The organism is Pelagibius sp. CAU 1746 (genome assembly GCF_039839785.1).
Classification (GTDB): Bacteria; Pseudomonadota; Alphaproteobacteria; order Kiloniellales; family Kiloniellaceae; genus Pelagibius.
Window position 1 is genome coordinate 2,116,945 of the sequence record NZ_JBDOQT010000001.1, and the last position, 17,112, is coordinate 2,134,056.

General features: G+C 67.8%; 16 protein-coding genes. 7 read left to right on the forward strand and 9 right to left on the reverse strand.

Going from position 1 to position 17,112, the window contains the following annotated elements:
- The first annotated feature begins 105 nt into the window (after positions 1-105).
- Positions 106-1,482 carry a glutathione-disulfide reductase gene (gene gor, locus AAFN88_RS09950; RefSeq protein ID WP_347520141.1) on the forward strand — a complete coding sequence of 459 codons (1,377 nt, stop codon included), beginning with the start codon at positions 106-108 and terminating at the stop codon, positions 1,480-1,482.
- A 5-nt stretch (positions 1,483-1,487) separates the two neighbouring features.
- Positions 1,488-1,988: a hypothetical protein gene (locus AAFN88_RS09955; protein ID WP_347520142.1), complete on the forward strand. Its 501-nt coding sequence runs from the start codon at positions 1,488-1,490 to the stop codon at positions 1,986-1,988.
- Positions 1,989-2,110: 122 nt separating this feature from the next.
- Here the strand turns inward: AAFN88_RS09955 and AAFN88_RS09960 are convergent, their stop codons facing one another.
- From AAFN88_RS09960 to gltX, 3 genes are all read right to left on the reverse strand, one after another.
- Entirely contained in the window at positions 2,111-2,419 is a 309-nt protein-coding gene (locus AAFN88_RS09960; RefSeq protein ID WP_347520143.1) for a GIY-YIG nuclease family protein, read from the reverse strand.
- Positions 2,420-2,559: 140 nt separating this feature from the next.
- Positions 2,560-3,942: a cysteine--tRNA ligase gene (gene cysS / locus AAFN88_RS09965; RefSeq protein WP_347521653.1), complete on the reverse strand. Its 1,383-nt coding sequence runs from the start codon at positions 3,940-3,942 to the stop codon at positions 2,560-2,562.
- 200 nt (positions 3,943-4,142) lie between these two features.
- Positions 4,143-5,471: a glutamate--tRNA ligase gene (gene gltX, locus AAFN88_RS09970; protein WP_347520144.1), complete on the reverse strand. Its 1,329-nt coding sequence runs from the start codon at positions 5,469-5,471 to the stop codon at positions 4,143-4,145.
- A 471-nt stretch (positions 5,472-5,942) separates the two neighbouring features.
- On the opposite strand from gltX, the gene AAFN88_RS09975 reads away from it, so the two are divergent.
- Positions 5,943-7,607, forward strand: a complete 1,665-nt coding sequence (locus AAFN88_RS09975; RefSeq protein WP_347520145.1) for a protoglobin domain-containing protein — start codon at positions 5,943-5,945, stop codon at positions 7,605-7,607.
- 210 nt (positions 7,608-7,817) lie between these two features.
- Here AAFN88_RS09975 and AAFN88_RS09980 read toward each other — a convergent pair whose 3' ends face one another.
- The 4 genes from AAFN88_RS09980 to AAFN88_RS09995 form a co-directional block, all read right to left on the reverse strand.
- Positions 7,818-9,515, reverse strand: coding sequence for an NAD+ synthase (locus AAFN88_RS09980; RefSeq protein WP_347520146.1), 1,698 nt, complete (start codon positions 9,513-9,515; stop codon positions 7,818-7,820).
- An 83-nt stretch (positions 9,516-9,598) separates the two neighbouring features.
- The gene (locus AAFN88_RS09985; protein ID WP_347520147.1) at positions 9,599-10,045 is read right to left on the reverse strand and encodes a SufE family protein; all 447 of its coding nucleotides are present in this window, start codon (positions 10,043-10,045) and stop codon (positions 9,599-9,601) included.
- A gap of 24 nt (positions 10,046-10,069) precedes the next feature.
- The gene (locus tag AAFN88_RS09990) at positions 10,070-11,260 is read right to left on the reverse strand and encodes a nicotinate phosphoribosyltransferase (protein ID WP_347520148.1); all 1,191 of its coding nucleotides are present in this window, start codon (positions 11,258-11,260) and stop codon (positions 10,070-10,072) included.
- 251 nt (positions 11,261-11,511) lie between these two features.
- Entirely contained in the window at positions 11,512-12,906 is a 1,395-nt protein-coding gene (locus AAFN88_RS09995; protein WP_347520149.1) for a class II 3-deoxy-7-phosphoheptulonate synthase, read from the reverse strand.
- A gap of 268 nt (positions 12,907-13,174) precedes the next feature.
- Between AAFN88_RS09995 and AAFN88_RS10000 the strand changes: the two genes are divergently transcribed.
- From AAFN88_RS10000 to AAFN88_RS10010, 3 genes are all read left to right on the forward strand, one after another.
- Positions 13,175-13,765, forward strand: a complete 591-nt coding sequence (locus AAFN88_RS10000) for a hypothetical protein (protein WP_347520150.1) — start codon at positions 13,175-13,177, stop codon at positions 13,763-13,765.
- 70 nt (positions 13,766-13,835) lie between these two features.
- Positions 13,836-14,393 (forward strand): TetR/AcrR family transcriptional regulator, encoded by a 558-nt coding sequence (locus tag AAFN88_RS10005; RefSeq protein ID WP_347520151.1) that lies wholly within the window; start codon positions 13,836-13,838, stop codon positions 14,391-14,393.
- Positions 14,390-14,722 carry a multidrug efflux SMR transporter gene (locus AAFN88_RS10010; RefSeq protein WP_347520152.1) on the forward strand — a complete coding sequence of 111 codons (333 nt, stop codon included), beginning with the start codon at positions 14,390-14,392 and terminating at the stop codon, positions 14,720-14,722. Before AAFN88_RS10005 ends, AAFN88_RS10010 begins: the two co-directional genes overlap by 4 nt.
- A 10-nt stretch (positions 14,723-14,732) precedes the next feature.
- On the opposite strand, the gene AAFN88_RS10015 is transcribed toward AAFN88_RS10010, so the two are convergent.
- Together AAFN88_RS10015 and AAFN88_RS10020 are read right to left on the reverse strand one after the other, a co-directional pair.
- A complete protein-coding gene (locus AAFN88_RS10015) occupies positions 14,733-15,428 on the reverse strand; it encodes a DUF1287 domain-containing protein (RefSeq protein WP_347520153.1) in 696 nt (231 codons plus the stop codon).
- Positions 15,429-15,602: 174 nt separating this feature from the next.
- Complete coding sequence (locus AAFN88_RS10020; RefSeq protein WP_347520154.1) at positions 15,603-15,779, reverse strand: DUF1127 domain-containing protein; 177 nt, start codon at positions 15,777-15,779, stop codon at positions 15,603-15,605.
- A 271-nt stretch (positions 15,780-16,050) separates the two neighbouring features.
- Here AAFN88_RS10020 and gcvA point away from each other — a divergent pair, with 271 nt between their 5' ends.
- Entirely contained in the window at positions 16,051-17,001 is a 951-nt protein-coding gene (gene gcvA, locus AAFN88_RS10025) for a transcriptional regulator GcvA (protein WP_347520155.1), read from the forward strand.
- The last annotated feature ends 111 nt before the right edge of the window (positions 17,002-17,112 follow it).

Here is a 17,112-nt window from a genome sequence, read left to right on the forward strand (position 1 = left end):
AGATTGATCTCTAGGCAGGCGCGGACTCGACCCGGCCTTCCGGCGGATGGTTGCCTGGCGGGCCCAGGCTCAGTCAGGGGCGGCGGACAGACCGAAGGATAAATTATGGCCGGGCACGACTACGATCTCTTTGTCATTGGCGGTGGCTCCGGCGGGGTCCGGGGCGCGCGCATGGCTGCGGCGACCGGGGCGAAGGTGGCCATCGCGGAATCCTACCGCTACGGCGGGACCTGCGTGATCCGCGGCTGCGTACCCAAGAAGCTGCTGTCCTACGCCAGCCACTTCCACGAGGACTTCGAGGATGCCGCCGGCTTCGGCTGGAGCGTGCCCGAGCCGTCTTTCGACTGGACGCGGCTGATCGCCAACAAGGACCAGGAGATCGACCGCCTGGAAGGTATTTATGAGAAGTTGCTAAAGACCGCCGGCGTCGAGTTCTTCCACGGCCACGCCCGTCTGCTGGACGCCCATACCGTGGAGGTGGGCGACAAGTCCTTCACCGCCGAGACCATCCTCATCGCCACCGGCGGCACCCCGACCTTCCCCATGGAGCCGGGCTGGGAGCACGGCATCTCCTCCAACGAGGCCTTTCACCTGGAAGCACTGCCGAAGCGCGTGGTGATCAACGGCGGCGGCTTCATCGCCGTGGAGTTCGCCGGCATCTTCAACGGCCTGGGCAGCGAGGTGACACAAATCTACCGCGGCCCGCAGATCCTGCGCGGCTTCGACGACGACATCCGCAACACCCTGGCCGGCGAGATCGTCAAGAAGGGCATCAACCTTATCGTCGAGACCACAATCGAGCGCATCGAGAAGCGCGAGAAGGACCTGTTGGTCCACCTCTCCGACGGCTCGGAGATCGAGTGCGACCTGGTCATGGCGGCGACCGGGCGCAGCCCCAACGTGCACAACCTGGGCCTGGAGGAGGTCGGCGTGGCGCTGGCCAAGAACGGCGCCATCAAGGTCGACGAATTCTCCAAAACCTCGGTCGACAACATCTACGCCGTTGGCGACGTGACCGACCGCATCAACCTCACCCCCGTCGCGATCCAGGAGGCCATGGCCTTCGTCGACACGGTCTACCGCGGCACGCCGCGCGCCATGGACCACGCCGACGTGCCCTCGGCCGTCTTCAGCCATCCGCCGGTCGGCACCGTCGGCCTCACCGAGCTGCAGGCGCGCGAACGGCATGGAGAGCTGGACATCTACCGCTCGACCTTTCGCCCCCTCAAACACACCCTCTCGGGCCGCGACGAGAAGACCATGATGAAGCTGATCGTCGCCAAGGACAGCCAGCGCGTGGTCGGCGTCCACATGGTGGGCCTCGACGCACCGGAGATCGTCCAGGGCATGGCCGTCGCCATCAAGGCCGGCGCCACCAAGCAGATCTTCGACGCCACCGTCGGCATCCACCCCACGGCGGCCGAAGAGTTCGTCACCATGCGCGAGCCCATCCCCGGCGACCAGGCCAAGGCGGCGGAGTAGGGGGCATGGCGATTGTTTCCAGGAGCGTCTTTCTGGGAGCAGCCATTTTCGCGGGCGCTGCAGTGATTGCGGTTTTGGCCGCCATGGTGCTTCATGGGATCCCTCACTCGGGCAGATCGTTCTCCGAAGCTCTCGCGATCCGACTAACTTTCAGCCTGGCCGCCGGCATTGCGGCTGCCATCTCCTATGTCGTGGTTTGGAGCTTCGGCTGGCGCTTGCGCTGTGAGCCATTGTTGGGCCGCGCACTTGTTGCTGGTTGCTCGACGGTTGTGATCGAGCACCTGCTTATCGGTGGGTCCTACGGCTTCCTGCTGCTGATTGTGAATATCGTTCTGCCCAACCCGCCTTTCTGGGCCAGAGGGCTCAATTTTTCTGTATTGGGGATGGGCATCCTGGTGGCCGCTTATGGGTGGTATCTGACGCTGCCCCTCGGAATTGCAGCGGCAGCGATCGTGGAATGGCTGGAGCGGCGTCGGGAGGCGGCAGCGGCCAAGGCTGCCGGCTAGGGAGCGCTTCATCGGAATGGATGCTCGGGTCAAGCCCGAGCATGACGGTGGTGGTAGGCGAGGTGCAGATGCGTGTCCCACACCCAATCGTCACCCTCGGGCTTGACCCGAGGGTCCATTCGTCAGCCGCTCAGGCCGTCCCAGAGATCGACCCACTGCGGGTTGTCGCGCTCGATCAGAGCGATCTTCCAGTCACGGTTCCAGCGTTTCAGGGCCTTCTCTCTTCGGATTGCCTGCTCCGGGCTGTCGTGGATCTCGTAGTAGACCAGAGTTTTCACGCCGTGCCGTTTGGTGAAGCCGTGGGCCAGCGCCTCGCGGTGTTCGTAGACACGGCGCACCAAGTCGTTCGTCACTCCGATGTAGAGGGTTCCGTTGGGCGCACTGGCCAGGATGTAGACGTAGTACTGCACGTCCAGGAGTTGGCGGCACAATGGATGCTCGGGTCAAGCCCGAGCATGACGGTGGGGGAGGAAGGGGCGCCAGTGCGTACCCTCAATCCAGGCAGTGCGCCCAAGACCGGGTCGTCACCCTCGGGCTTGACCCGAGGGTTCATGGGACGGTTAGGTCCGGTCTAGTTCGCGCGTTTCCAGGTGGTGCCGGCGGGGCCGTCTTCCAGGACGATGCCCTGCGCGGTCAGCTCGTCGCGGATGCGGTCTGACTCGGCGAAGTCCTTAGCCTTGCGGGCCTCGGCGCGGGCCGTGATCAGCTTCTCGATGTCGTCGGCTGACAGACCGCCTGCGGCGCTCTCGCCCTTGAACCAGGCCTCGGCGTCGCCTTCCAGCAGGCCCAGCAAATGGCCGCCGGCCAGCAGCGATCCTGCCAGCTTCCGCTTCTCCGTCTCGTCCGTCGCCTTGTGCAGCGCCGTGGCGATCTCGTGCAGCTCGGCGATGGCGAGAGGCGTGTTGAGGTCGTCGGCCAGTGCCGCCAGCACCTTGGCTGGCACGTCTGCTCCGGCGCGGGCGTCGAGGCCGCGCAGCGCGCCGTAGAGGCGGTCGAGCTGGCCTTTGCACTCGGCGATCTTCTCGCGGGTGATGTCGAGCGGCGCGCGGTAGTGGCCGGAGAGCAGCGCCAGTCGGATCGCCTCGCCGCGCAAGCCCTCTTCCAGCAACTGCCGCACCGTGAAGAAGTTGCCCAGCGACTTCGACATCTTCTCGCCGTTCACCACGACATAGCCGTTGTGCATCCACACCTTGGCCATGATCTGCGTGCCGTGGGCGCAGCGGCTCTGGGCGATTTCGTTTTCGTGGTGCGGGAAGACCAGGTCCAGGCCGCCGCCGTGGATGTCGAAGGTCTCGCCCAGGTGCTCCGCCGACATGGCCGAGCACTCGATGTGCCAGCCCGGGCGGCCGCGGCCCCAGGGGCTGTCCCAGCCCGGCTGGTCGTCGTTGCTGGGCTTCCACAGCACGAAGTCGGCGGGGTCCTTCTTGTAGGGCGCCACGTCGACCCGGGCGCCGGCGATCAACGCGTCGCGGTCCAGGCGTGCGAGCGCGCCGTAGTCGTCCATCGAGGGCACGGAGAACAGCACGTGGCCCTCGGCGGCGTAGGCGTGGCCCTTGGCGATCAGCGCCTCCATCATGGCGATCATCTGGGCGATGTGCTGGGTCGCGCGCGGCTCCACCGTGGGGCGCAGGGCCCCCAGGGCGTCCATGTCGTCGTGGTAGGCCTGGGTGGTGCGCGCGGTCACGGACTCAATGGGCTCGCCGGTCTCCTTGGAGGCCTGCATGATCTTGTCGTCCACGTCGGTGATGTTGCGCGCGTAGGTGACGTGGGCCTCGCCGTAGACGTGGCGCAGCAGACGGAACAGCACGTCGAAGACCACCACGGGGCGCGCGTTGCCGATGTGCGCCAGGTCGTAGACCGTCGGCCCGCAGACGTAGATGCGCAGGTTCTGGGGATCGAGCGGCGCGAAGCGCTCCTTCTTGCGCGTCAGCGTGTTGTGAAACTGCAGGTCAATGGAAGTCATTGGGGGAAGAAGTCCGGATCGTCTGGGAAGGGGTGGCCGGGCTTATCCGGGCCACGCGAAGGGGTCTGCCGGCGGCTTCAGGCCGGGCAGGGCAGACATCGCGCGGGACAGAGGGCGATCCGGATCGTCATGGGGCGGACTTTACGGCGCTCAGGGCCCAGGTCAAGAGCATTGGGGTCAAGTGCAACGGATCAGGCCGTCTTGCCGGCCAGCCGGGCCTCGGCCCGCTCGCGGCCGATGAGCGGCAGCAGGGCCTTCAGCTCGGGGCCGTGGTCGAGCCCGGTCAGCGCCAGGCGCAGCGGCAGGAAGAGGGCCTTGCCCTTGCGCCCCGTGGCCGCCTTCACCGCCCCGGTCCAGGCGCCCCAGGTGGTCTCGTCCCAGGGCTCCGGCGGCAGCAGCTCGGCGGCCTGGCGGGCGAAGCCGGCGTCCTCGACCTGCGGGATCACCGGGCCGCGGCAGATGTTCTGCCACACCGCGGCTTCGGCGAGGCGGGTGAGGTTGGGACGGATCGCGGCCCAGAGACCGGTATCGAAGCCCTCGGGCAGGCGTTCGGCGACGGCTTCGAAGGGCGTGACGTGCAGCAGGCGGGCGTTCAGGTGCTCCAGCTCGGCGGGGTCGAACTTGGGGGTCGCCCGGCCGAAGCGCGAGAGGTCGAAGCCCTCGGCCAGGCTTGCGAGGTCCGGCAGGGGCTCCACCGGGTCGGGCGTGCCCAGACGCGCCAGGTAGCAGTTGAGGGTCATGGCCTCCAGGCCGCTCTCCCGCAGCGAGGCGAGGGAGAGGCTGCCGAGGCGCTTGGAGAGGGACTCGCCGCCGGCCCCGGCGATGAGGGAGAGGTGGCCGAAGGTCGGCACGGCACCCCCCAGCGCCTGGAAGAGCTGGACCTGCACGGCGGTGTTGGCGACATGGTCCTCGCCGCGCAGCACGTGGGTGACCGCCAGTTCGACGTCGTCGACCACGGAGGTCAGGGTGTAGAGCGGCCGGCCGTCCTCGCGGATCAGCACCGGGTCGCTGAGGTTCTCGCCCTGGAAGGAGACGGGGCCGCGCACCAGGTCGTCCCAGGCGATCTCGCCCGGTTCCAGCTTGAAGCGCCAGTGCGGGCGGCGGCCTTCGGCCTCCAGCTTCGCCCTGTCCTCGTCGCTCAGGCCCAGGGCGGCGCGGTCGTAGATCGGCGGACGGCCTGCGGCCAGCGCCACCTTGCGCTTCAGGCCCAGTTCCTCCGGCGTCTCGTAGCAGGGGTAGAGCCGCCCGGCGGCCTCCAGGCGCTGGGCGGCGGCGCTGTAGCGCTCCAGCCGCTCGGACTGCACCGCCTTCTCGTCCCAGGTCAGGCCCAGCCACAGCAGGTCCCGCTCGATGGCGGCGGCGAACTCGGGCGTCGAGCGCTCCGTATCGGTGTCGTCGATGCGCAGCAGATAGCGTCCGCCGCCCGCGCGGGCGAAGAGCCAGTTGATCAGCGCCTGGCGCACGTTGCCGACGTGCAGCAGACCGGTGGGACTGGGGGCGAAACGGACTTTCAGCGTCAACCAGGGCCTCGGGCGAGACGGGAGCGGCGGGGCCGCGGTGCTGCGAATTCATGGTGCCGGTCTGACCGTCCGGCCGGCCGGCGGGAAAGAGCCGCCGCCCCACAAGCGGCGGGCGGCCCGGACGGTCCCTAGGTATCACTCCCGGCGGTCACCGCAAAGACCTCTCCGTCGAACGGGGGCTTTCTGGCCGGCGTGGGCAACTGCCGGAAGGAGTACTTCCCGCAGAGAACATCTACCTATAGTTAGTTGGTTTATATAACTAAACAAGACAATTAAGAAGTTTTTTAGGAAATGACCCAAAGATTGCAAAGTGATCCGAAATACACGCAACTCAATCGTCGGTGGAGTGCTGCCAATGGTTGAGTCGATGCGGGATTGAAAGGGCGGAAGCCTCCGCCGAGTGGCTGAGAGCCTGTTTGCCGGAAAGACGGATTTAGACGGCGGTCGCCGATATTTTGCCAGGAGAATGATATGTCCGAGTCCCAGTCGCGCGCCAAGAAGCTTGAGTACCTTCGTATCGACCAAGAGGCGCGCAGCTTGCTGAGTGAATTCCGTCCGACGGTCGAAAAGCTGATTCCGCAGATCCTCGACGACTTCTACCGCCACATCGGCGAGGAAGACGAACTACGGTCCATGTTCGTCAACGAAGCCCACGCCGCCCACGCCCGCGAGGCCCAGGCGAAACACTGGATGCGCATGTTCTCCGGAAAGTTCGACGACGAGTACTTCGACTCCGTCGCGCGCATCGGCAAGGCGCACTGCCAACTGGGCCTGCAGCCGGGCTGGTACATCGGCGGCTACGGCCTGATCAAGCAGGCCCTGATCGCCGCGGTCCTCAAGGAGGCGGCGGCGGGCGCGGTGAGCTTCAACGGCAAAGGGCGGCTGGCGAAGGCGAGCAAGCTGATCCAGTCGATCGACAAGGCGATCTCCTTGGACATGGACCTTGCCATCTCCGTCTACCTGGCCGAGAAGGACGCCGACTTCTCCAGCCGCCTCAACGACCTGGCCGATCAGTTCGGCGACGTGATCGCGGGCATCATCGGCGCTCTGTCGCAGTCCTCCGCCGGCCTTTCGGCGGAAGCCGAGGGGCTGCAAAGCAACTCCGAAGGAACCGCGCAGCAGGCGGATACCGCCAAGAACGGCGCCGAGGAGGCCAACTCCAATGCCCAGACCGTGGCCGCTGCCGTGGAAGAGCTTTCCGCCTCGATCGGGGAGATCGCGTCCCAGGTGAGCGACGCCGCAAGGGTGACCGATGCCGCCGTGACCAAGGCGGCGACCATGACCGACAGTGTCGGCGGGCTCAACGAGGCGGCGGAGAAGGTCGGCGGCATCGTCCGGCTGATTGAGGAGATTGCCGAGCAGACCAACCTGCTGGCCCTCAACGCCACCATTGAGGCCGCTCGGGCCGGAGAGGCCGGGAAGGGTTTCGCGGTCGTCGCCGGCGAGGTGAAGTCCTTGGCCCAGCAGACGGCCAACGCCACGGGAGAGATCGCGGGCCATGTCCGGGCCATCCAGGAAGCGACCTCCGGCGTCGGCAATCAGATCGACGATATTTCCAGGGCCATCGGGCAGATGGGGGAGGCCTCCGGCGCCATCGCTTCGGCCATCGAGGAACAGACCTCCGTGACCCAGGAGATTTCGCGCAGCGTTGCCGAGACCTCGACGGGCGTTGGAGCGGTGCTGGAAGCCATGCAATCGGTCTCCGCGGCGGCGGCGGAAACCCGGCAGAGCGCCGGCAAGGTGACTTCCGCTTCCGAAGACGTGCGCGGCAAGGCGCAGGAACTGGATGAACAGTCCAAGGTCTTCATCGATCGCATCCGCCACGCCGACCGCCGCAAGGAAGTGCGCGAGGAAACCGACGCTTCTTGCATGCTGACTATCGACGGAAAAACCATTAGCGCTCGCATGGTGGACATCTCGCCTTCGGGCGCGGCGATCCGCGCCAATGGCTGCGACTTCCAGATCGGCGCTGCCGCCGTGCTGCAGATCGACGGACACGGCAACCGCCTGGAAGGCGAAGTGGTGAGCGCCACGACGAATCGTATCTCTTTGAAGTTTCGCCCGAAGCTGGCCGAAGACGTGGCCGATAAGCTACGAGGCGTCCGCCGCACCGCTCAGGCGTCCGAAGCCGCCTGAGCGGATGCTCCAGTGACCGGGAGTTCCAGGGTTCCCCCAAGTCTCTAGGCTCCAGGCAACGGTCACGTCGTCACATCCCCCTTACCTCAGCCCCGGCAGTCTCCGACTTGCCGGGGCCTTTTTTCGCGCAGGGAAGCGCCCCCGCTTCGCCCTTGCGGGCGAGCGGCAAGGGGGCTCCCGTAAGGTCGCGGTGCCGCTGCGCAGCTCGCGTTACGCGGGGCCGCGGAAGGCGTTGGTGATCGGATAGCGGCGGTCCTTGCCGAAGGCGCGGCGGGTGATCTTCACGCCGGGGCAGGCCTGGCGGCGCTTGTACTCCGCCAGCTCCAGCATGTGCCAGACGCGGTTCACCAGTTCACGGTCGTGGCCGCGCGCGGCGATGACGTCGACGCTTTCCTCGCCCTCGATCAGCCCCTTCAGGATGTCGTCCAGTATCGGATAGGGCGGCAGGCTGTCCTCGTCCTTCTGGTCGGGCTTCAGCTCGGCCGAGGGCGGCTTGGTGATGATGCGCTCCGGGATGACTCGCCCGGCCGGGCCCAGCGCGCCCGGCGGCAGCGCCTGGTTGCGCCAGCGCGCCAGCTCGAAGACCATGGTCTTGTAGAGGTCCTTCATGGGATTGAAGCCGCCGACCATGTCGCCGTAGAGCGTGGCGTAGCCGACCGAGACCTCGGACTTGTTGCCCGTCGACAGCACCATGTAGCCGAGCTTGTTGGAGACAGCCATCAGGGTCAGGCCGCGCGAGCGCGCCTGGATGTTCTCTTCCGTCGTATCGGCAGCATAGCCGTTGAGGATCGGTTGCAGCATCTCGTCGAAGGCCTTCATGGCCGGCTCGATCGAGACGCTGTCGATCTCGATGCCCATCAACTGCGCGGCTTCCGCGGCATCGTCCAGGCTTTCCTGGCTGGTGTAGGGCGAGGGCATCATCACGCTGTGCACGCGCTCCGGCCCCAGTGCGTCGACCGCCACGGCGGCGGTCAGCGCCGAGTCTATGCCGCCGGAAAGTCCCAGGATGACGCCCGGAAAGCGGTTCTTGTTCACGTAGTCGCGCAGGCCCAGGATCAGCGCGCGATAGGCCAGTTCCAAATCGCTGTCCGGCGCCACCTGGCGTCCCGCCGCCGCCGCCCAGCCCCCGCCATTGCTATCGTCGCCGCGCCGCCACTCGACCACCTCCAGCGCCTCCTCGAAGGCGGGGAGTTGGACCGGCAGGCCGTGGTCGGCGTTGAGGGCGAAGGAGGCGCCGTCGAAGACCAGCTCGTCCTGGCCGCCGACCTGGTTCACGTAGATCAGCGGCAGGCCGGTTTCCGTGACGCGCTGAACGGCGAGCTGCATGCGCTCTTCGATCTTGTCCATCTCGAAGGGCGAGCCGTTGATGACCACCAGGATCTCCGCGCCGGACTCCTCCAGGCACTCGCTGACGTCGGGGAGCCACATGTCCTCGCAGACCATGACGCCCAGGCGCACGCCGCGGTAGTTCACCGGGCCCGGCAGGGGGCCGGCGCCGAAGACACGCTTCTCGTCGAAGACGCCATAGTTCGGCAGCTCGTGCTTGGTGCGGTGAGTGACCACCTTGCCGCCGTCCAGCACATAGGCGGTGTTGAAGACCTTGCCGAACAGCGGCGGTTTGGCGTTCGGGTCCTGGCGCCAGGGGCCGCCGACGATCATGCCGGGGCCGCCGTCGGCGGTGTCCTGCGCCAGGGCCTCGATGGCGCTGAGGGCGGCGTCGAGGAACATCGGCTTCAGCACCAGGTCCTCGGTGGGGTAGCCGGTGATGACCATCTCCGAGGCGACCACCAGATCGGCGCCTGCCGCCGCGGCCTCGGCCCGCGCCTTGCGCAGCAGGGCCAGGTTGCCGGCGATATCGCCCATGGTGGGGTTGCACTGCGCGAGCGCGATCTTCAGAGCGTCAGCCATGGCAGATACTTACCCTGCCCCGAGGGGGAGCGGCAAGACGGCGCGCAGCAACCCAGCTTTGCGCCGGGCGCCGGCGGCGGCTTTCAGGCCTTCCCTTGAGCTTCCTTGGCGGCCAGGGCGCGGATGCGCTCGACCATGGAGAACAGGCCGTTGGCCCGGTTGGGGCTCAGGTGCTGCTCGAAACCGAGCTGGCCGATGGCCCCCTTGATGTCCACCGCCAGGATTTCCTCCGGCGTGCGGCCGTCGTAGATCTCCATCAGCACGGCGATGAGCCCCTTGACGATGTGGGCGTCGCTGTCGGCGATGAAGTGCAGGGTGGGAGGCGTGCCGGGGCGGACCTCGTCGACGATCCAGACCTGGCTGGTGCAGCCGCGCACCTTGGTCTCCTCCGTCTTCAGGGCCTCGTCCATGGGCTCCAGCTTGCGCCCCAGGTCGATGACGTAGCGGAAGCGGTCTTCCCAGTCGTCCAGGAAGGAGAAGTTGCCGATCAGTTCCTCGACGCGAGAGTCGTTGGCGGTGGTGTGCGTCATGGGCCGGGTTATGCGGGATGCGGCCTAGCGGCGCAACAGGAACTCGCGCCCGACCTTCACCCGCGGCACGCCGTCGTAGTCCACGACATCCGCGGTGGCGTAGGTTTCCGACCACTTCGAAGGCAGGTAGGAGCCGGTGCCGATGACGTCGACCGGAGCCTTGGCCTCGGCCATGAGGCGGCACTTGGCTGGCCCGAAGCCGGAGGAGGCGACGATCTTCACCTTGTTGAAGCCCTCGCGGTCCAGGCATTCGCGCATGCGCCAGACGGCGGCGGCGGAGACGCCGGGGCCGACCAGGTAGCGCAACTCGTCGTCGGAGCGGTAGCCGCGCAGGGCGCCGGGGGCGTTGCGCTCCAGCACCGCATAGGATTCCGGCGGGTCCAGGCCCTCGATGAAGCGGCCGCCGGGGGTGTCGATGCGCACTGCCAGGCTGCCGGCTGCGGCGCGGCGCGGGAAGCGCCGGCAGCAGGTGAGGGCGTCGGTCACCTCGCGCGCGAAGTAGTCGACCAGCACAGTCATGGGCTCGTCGGGGAAGGTCTCGTCGTACATTTCCGCGGCGCGCAGGGTCGAGCCGGCGTAGCCGATGAAGGCGTGGGGCATGGTCCCGCGCCCGGCGTCGAGGCCGAAGTAGTGGGCGGTGGCGTCGGTGGCGTTGCCGATGAAGCCGACCGCGCCGACCTTGCGGCGCGCCCGCTCCGAGCCCACGGAGGCGGCATAGGCCATCAACTCGGCCATCTCCGTGCCCGCGCAGTGCCGCGCGTCCATGGCCAGGAAGGCCACCTTGGGCAGGTCCGCGCACATGGCATAGGCGTTGTAGGCGGCCACGCAGGCCGGCCCCAGCTTCTGCAGCAGCAGGGTCTCCAGGTCCGAGAGCTGCGACAGCGGGCCGGTGACGTAGAACATGGGCTCGCCGGCGCCGACCCACTTGCCCTCGGGATAGCGCAGGTCGATCTCGAAGCTGACGCCGCGGCGCCGGCCGATGTCGGCCAGCCAGTCGAGGGCCAGGCGCGGCGCGGAGATGACCGGGCGGCGCATGAAGATGGCGTAGGTGGCCTGGATATCGCCGAAGCGCTCGACCGCCTTGCGGGTGCGCTTGAAGTAGACGTCGGTCCAGGCGGAGATGTCGGCTTCGGCGGTCGGCCAGCCGACGCCGCAGGCGGTCAACCCCTCCGCCTCGGTTTCAGGGGATTTGGGCCGGCTGGGGCCTTCGGGCATGGCTCTTCCTTCCGAAAGCTGCAGCCTCCGTCATCTTTCGCCGGGCTGCTTGACGAAGTCTAGCGCGAAGGCGCCCGCTGGGACCAGAGCGCAGGGCGACTGGCAGGTCTGCAAATATCAACCAGCAAGGCAATCCGGGCTCCGCCGTACCGGCCGCTAGTGCCGGCGAGGCGCCTGGGCGGTGCCGGCGAAGCGGCTGCCCGGCGGCCGCAGGGCGGGCCGCCGGGGATGACGCTTAGCCGGGGTGACGCTCAGGAGGCCGCGGCGACCTTGTCGCTGTCGCCGTTCTGGCGGGCGATGCGCTCGTCCTTCAGGGCCTCGGAGATGAGGAAGGCCAGCTCCAGCGACTGCTTGGCGTTGAGGCGCGGGTCGCAGTGGGTGTGGTAGCGGTCGCCCAGCGTCTCGTCGCTGATCGCCTGGGCGCCGCCGATGCACTCGGTGACGTCCTGGCCGGTCATCTCGAAGTGGACGCCGCCGGCGTAGCTGCCCTCGGCGCGGTGCACGGCGAAGAAGTTCTTCACCTCGGCCAGCACCCGGTCGAAGGGCCGCGTCTTGTAGCCGCTGGCCGACTTAATGGTGTTGCCGTGCATGGGATCGCAGGACCACACCACCTTCTTGCCCTCGCGTTCGACGGCGCGGATCAGCGCCGGCAGGTGCTCGGCCACCTTGTCGTGGCCCATGCGGGCGATGAGGGTCAGGCGGCCGGCCTCGTTCTTCGGATTGAGCGTGTCGAGCAGGCGGATCAGATCGTCCGGGTCCGTGGTCGGGCCGCACTTCATGCCGATGGGGTTGCAGATGCCGCGCATGAACTCGACGTGCGCCTCCGCCGGGTCGCGGGTGCGGTCGCCGATCCACAGCATGTGGGCCGAGCAGTCGTACCACTGGCCGGTCAGGCTGTCGGTGCGGGTCAGCGCCTGCTCGTACCACAGCAGCAGCGCCTCGTGGCTGGTGTAGAAGTCGGTCTCGCGCAGCTCCGGCACCGTCGCCGGCTCGATGCCGCAGGCGCGCATGAAGTTCAGCGCCTCGTCGATGCGTCCGGCCAGTTCGTCGTAACGCTGGCCCTGGGCGCCGTCGGAGACGAACTCCAGGTTCCACTGGTGCACCTTGTGCAGGTCGGCGAAGCCGCCCTGGGCGAAGGCGCGCAGCAGGTTCAGCGTTGCGGCGGCCTGGTTGTAGGCGCGCACCAGGCGCTCGGGGTCCGGCTCGCGGGCGTCCTTGGTGAACTCGATGCCGTTGATGATGTCGCCGCGGTAGCTCGGCAGCTCGACGCCGTCGATGGTCTCCGTCGGCGCCGAGCGCGGCTTGGCGAACTGGCCGGCCATGCGGCCCACCTTCACGATGGGACAGCCGGCGCCGAAGGTCAGCACCACCGCCATCTGCAGCATCACCCGGAAGGTGTCGCGGATGTTGTTCGGGTGGAACTCGGCGAAGCTTTCCGCGCAGTCGCCGCCCTGGAGCAGAAAAGCCTTGCCTTCCGCCACCTGGGCCAGCTGCGCGCGCAGCCGGCGGGCCTCGCCGGCAAAAACCAGCGGCGGATAGTTGGAGAGCTGCTGCTCCACACGCTCCAGCGCGGCTTTGTCGGCGTAGTCCGGCACCTGCCGGATCGGCTTGCTGCGCCAGCTATCGGGCGCCCAGGGGGTGGCCATGACGGTCCTCTTTCTTAACTCTCAGGTATCGTTGATGTTGTCGGACCGCCGGTTTTACGCGCTTAGGCCCGGTTTTTCCACAGGAAAAGCCGCCTCATACCCCCTCAAGAAGCGCGGTTAACCTTGGAGTCGCGCGCGGGGGGCGCTGTTCCGCGGCGGTTAACCGCACCCACCGGGCAAGAGTAGCTTGCCGTCCCGGAGGGGCGCTTGACCGCCGCCGGGCAAACCGGGAAGCTGCGCCCTCCCAAAGGGCAGCGACCGAACATTCATGACTCCTTCCGATGATTCCCTGGCTGCGGCCCGCGCCCTCTTGGCGCCGGGCGAGACCCTGGTCTGGGCCGACCGCCCGGACCCGCAGGTGCTGGCGCGCTCCAGGCTGCCGCAGGTGATCCGCGGGGCCTTGGGCCTGGTGGTCATCGCCGGCTTCTTCTGGCTGAGTTTTCTGCCGAACTGGCCGGCAGGCGGCCGCGGGCTGCTGCTGACGTTTTTTCTGCTGGCGGCGGTGCTCTATTGCCTCTGGCTGCTCGCCGCGCAGGTCACGGCGCGCAAGGCTGCTGTGGGGACGCTTTACGCCGTCACCGACCGCCGGGTTCTGGTGCAGGAAACCTGGCCCTTGCGGCGGCTGCGCAGCTTCGCGCCCGGCGATCTGGACGCGCCCATGGTGAGCGCGGCGGGGCCCGGCTTCGGCACCGTCGTCTTTCACGACCGCAAGCTGCCCTGGTGGCAGCGCAGCGCCGGCGGCGGCACCCGCATCGAGGCCTTCTACGGTATTGCCGGCGCCCAGCGGGTGGCCGAGGAGATCGCCCGGCTGCGCGGCGCGCCGCAGACCGGGTCCGAGTTTCCCGACGAAGACACCTGACCCCGCCGGGGCCGCCGCTCGCATCCGCCGCCGCTCTTTACTATACCGTCCAGACGGTATAGTTTGAAGCATGATCAGACGCGACAGACGGCAGGAAATCCTTCAGGCGGCCGGGCGGGTCGTGCTGGACCAGGGCGTCGGCGCCTTCACCCTGGAGGCGGTGGCCGCCGCGGCCGGCGTCAGTAAGGGCGGGCTGCTCTACCACTTCGCCACCAAGGAAGAGCTGCTGAGCGGCATGGTCGACCAGTTGATCGAGATGACCGAGGCGCGCATCGAGCGCGCCATGGCCAAGGACGAAGGACCGGGCCGCTGGACCCGCGCCTACCTGGCCGCCTGCGCGGTCGACCCTTCGGGGCAAGACCCGCTGGACCGGCTCGCCACCGCCCTGCTGGCCGCCGGGGCTACCGACCCCGGCCTGCTGGACAGCCTGCGGCGGCATGAAACGGCGTGGAACGACCTCAGCCGTGCCGATGGCCTGGATGCGACGACCGCCAGCATCGTGCGCCTGGCCGCCGACGGCCTGTGGATGAACGATCTCTTCGGTATCGAGGTGCTCTCGGCGCGGGAGCGCAAGGCGGTGCTCAAGCGCCTCGGGGAGATGACCCGGAGCGGGGAGAGCGGATCATGACCGCGCCCGTTATCCCCTACCTGCTGCTGGTCCTGGCCATTGTGACGGAGGTGATCGCCACCTCGGCGCTGAAGGCCTCCGACGGCATGACGCGCCTCTGGCCTGCGGGCATCGTCGTCGTCGGCTACGCCGTCGCCTTCCTGCTGCTGGCCCAGACCCTGAAGACGCTGCCGGTCGGCCTGACCTACGCCATCTGGGCAGGGGTCGGGGTGGTCGGCGTCGCCCTGGTCGGCATCTTCTATTTCGGCGAGACCATGACCCTGGCCAAGGCGGCGGGCATCGCGCTGATCATCGTCGGCGTGATCCTGGTGCAGACCAACTCCGCCTAGCGCGACTTGACTACTCCGGAGCCCGTTCATCCCTGGCAAGCTCGAGCGGCAGCCAGCGGTAGTGACCGGTCATCGGCCAGTCGAAGAGCACGTCCTCCAGGCGCGGCCCGGCGCCGATGTTGTGCACCACCTTGGGCCGCCCGGTGATCCCCCTGCGGTCCGTCACGATGCCGATGTGCGGCAGGAAGCCCGAACTTCCCCTTAGGTTCCAGGCCGCCAGGTCGCCGGGCCGGTAGTCCGCCGGGTCGCCGCTGGCCGGCAGGGCGGCGCCCTGGCGTCTCAAGAAGGTCTCCAGGTTGGGCACCCGGCGGTGGTCGATGTTGCTGTCGGGCCGGCTGAGGCCCCAGTGCCTGGGGTAGGCATCGAAGGCGGTGCGCATGTCCTCGTGCACAAGCTGCTGCAGGTCGATGCCGAGGGCGCGGTAGCTGCGGATCACCACGTCGGAGCAGACGCCGCGATCCGCAGGCACGTCGCCGCCGGGGTAGGCGAGGCGCACATAGGCGGGGTCGTAGACCACCTTTGCCCGGGTGCGCGCCAGGGCGGCGGCGTTGAGCCGCGCCGCCAGGCGCCGGGCCGGATTCCGGGAGGCGAGTGCGGCGGCGGCAGGCCGGGCGGGCGGCAGCGCGCCCAGCATCAGGCCACCGGCCAAGCTACCGGCCAGGGTGCCGAGGCAGCGGCGGCGGGTCGGCAAGGTCGAAGCGGGCATGGGCTCCCTTTCGCTGGTGTCGAGGTAGGTCGGCGCGAGCCTGCGTCAGGTTCACCCGGCGGTGCGGCGGCTTTATGGCGGCCCTTGGGGGCAATTAGGGCAAAAAAAACGGCGGAGAGCCGGGTGGCCTCCGCCGCTTGTGAGTCTGCAGGTGAGGGTTCTGGCGTATTCGATCTAGGCCCGCCAGAAAGGCTTTCTCGTTTCCTCACGCACCTCGGCGGGGTGAAGGCCGATGTCACGCAGGATGTAGTCGGGCAAGCGTTCCAGGGCATTGCGCTCGCGCAGGCGGTGCTGCCAGAGAACCAGCGGGGCCGCGGCGGCGAAAAAGGCCCAGAGCAGGACGCGGGTCAAGGGGGAGCCCCTGCGCTGCCAGCGCAGCTCCGGCCGGCCGAGGTCGGCGCCCGGAGATTTGGGGAGACGGGGAGTGTCGGGGACCCTTCGGGAGGCCCCGGTCGTAAGGCTCGTCATTAGGTCACCTGATTGGCTGAGGTTGACGGAGGCGTTGACAGAAGGAGTGGCTTCTGTCCTGAAATATCGTGCGATTGCTCAAAACTCGCAAACGACGATTAATAATGCTGAATATTAGCTGCACTAATGTAAGGACAATCGGGGAGATGTGCTGATGGCGGTGCCGCCGCTGCCGGCCCTGCGCACCTTCGAGGTCGCGGCCCGGCACCTCAGTTTCACCAAGGCAGCCGCCGAGTTGCACGTCACCCAAGGCGCTGTCAGCCAGCAGATCAAGCAGTTGGAGGCCAGCCTCGGCTTCGCTCTCTTCAACCGTGGAGCGCGTGGCCTGACGCTGACCGACAAGGGTGAAGCCCTGGCCGAGACGGCGCAGCGCGCCTTCCGCCGCCTCTTCGACAAGATCGAGGAACTGCGCCAGCCGGAGGAGGGCGGCATCCTGACAGTTTCTGCCAGTCCCTCCCTGGCGGTGAAGTGGCTGATTCCCCGCCTGGGACGCTTCTATCAGCGCCACCCGGAAGTCGATCTGCGTATTCGTCCCGATCCCATGGTGATCGATCTGCTGGCCCAGTCGGACAGCGTCGACATGGCGATCCGCTTCGGCCAGGGACCGTTTCCCGAGCTGACGGCGGTGCCCTTCATGCACGAGACGGTTTTTGCCGTGGCCAGCCCGGAGTTGCTGGCCAAGGGGCCGCCGCTGCGCCGGCCCCGCGACCTGAAGCACCACACCCTCTTGCACAGCGATTCGGTACGCCTGGAGGTGAATTCCATGGCCAATTGGGAAGTCTGGCTGACGCTTCTGAACGTCACCGGCGTCGACGCCAATGCGGGGCCGACCTTTCCCAGCAGCTACATGCTGCTGCAGGCGGCGATGCACGGCCAGGGCGTGGCGCTGACCTGGGCGGCGCTGGCCGACGACGACCTGCGCGCGGGGCGCCTGGTGCGCCTTTTCGACCGGGCGCTGGAGGGCTCCATGAGCTACTTCGCCCTCACCACCCGGGCCGCCGCGCGCAAGCCGAAGGTCATCGCTTTCCGCGACTGGCTGCTGGAGGAGGGACGCAGTTTCACCCATGGCGCCGCGCCGCCGCCGCAGGACGTGCCGCTGAAGTGAAGTGAGCCGCGAAGCGGTTTTGGCAGGTGTTGTCATGACGTCTACGCTAAGCGGGGCGGAGGATGCGCTCTATCCGCATCTTGTGCCCGGATCTTGCGGCGCTTCGGGCAG

Excerpts from the sequence above, each read along its gene's own strand:
- gor (WP_347520141.1), top strand. The coding sequence starts at position 106 with ATGGCCGGGCACGACTACGATCTCTTTGTCATTGGCGGTGGCTCCGGC.
- AAFN88_RS09955 (WP_347520142.1), top strand. The coding sequence starts at position 1,488 with ATGGCGATTGTTTCCAGGAGCGTCTTTCTGGGAGCAGCCATTTTCGCG.
- AAFN88_RS09975 (WP_347520145.1), top strand. The coding sequence starts at position 5,943 with ATGTCCGAGTCCCAGTCGCGCGCCAAGAAGCTTGAGTACCTTCGTATC.
- AAFN88_RS09980 (WP_347520146.1), bottom strand. The coding sequence starts at position 9,515 with ATGGCTGACGCTCTGAAGATCGCGCTCGCGCAGTGCAACCCCACCATG.
- AAFN88_RS09985 (WP_347520147.1), bottom strand. The coding sequence starts at position 10,045 with ATGACGCACACCACCGCCAACGACTCTCGCGTCGAGGAACTGATCGGC.
- AAFN88_RS09990 (WP_347520148.1), bottom strand. The coding sequence starts at position 11,260 with ATGCCCGAAGGCCCCAGCCGGCCCAAATCCCCTGAAACCGAGGCGGAG.
- AAFN88_RS09995 (WP_347520149.1), bottom strand. The coding sequence starts at position 12,906 with ATGGCCACCCCCTGGGCGCCCGATAGCTGGCGCAGCAAGCCGATCCGG.
- AAFN88_RS10000 (WP_347520150.1), top strand. The coding sequence starts at position 13,175 with ATGACTCCTTCCGATGATTCCCTGGCTGCGGCCCGCGCCCTCTTGGCG.
- AAFN88_RS10005 (WP_347520151.1), top strand. The coding sequence starts at position 13,836 with ATGATCAGACGCGACAGACGGCAGGAAATCCTTCAGGCGGCCGGGCGG.
- AAFN88_RS10010 (WP_347520152.1), top strand. The coding sequence starts at position 14,390 with ATGACCGCGCCCGTTATCCCCTACCTGCTGCTGGTCCTGGCCATTGTG.
- AAFN88_RS10015 (WP_347520153.1), bottom strand. The coding sequence starts at position 15,428 with ATGCCCGCTTCGACCTTGCCGACCCGCCGCCGCTGCCTCGGCACCCTG.
- gcvA (WP_347520155.1), top strand. The coding sequence starts at position 16,051 with ATGGCGGTGCCGCCGCTGCCGGCCCTGCGCACCTTCGAGGTCGCGGCC.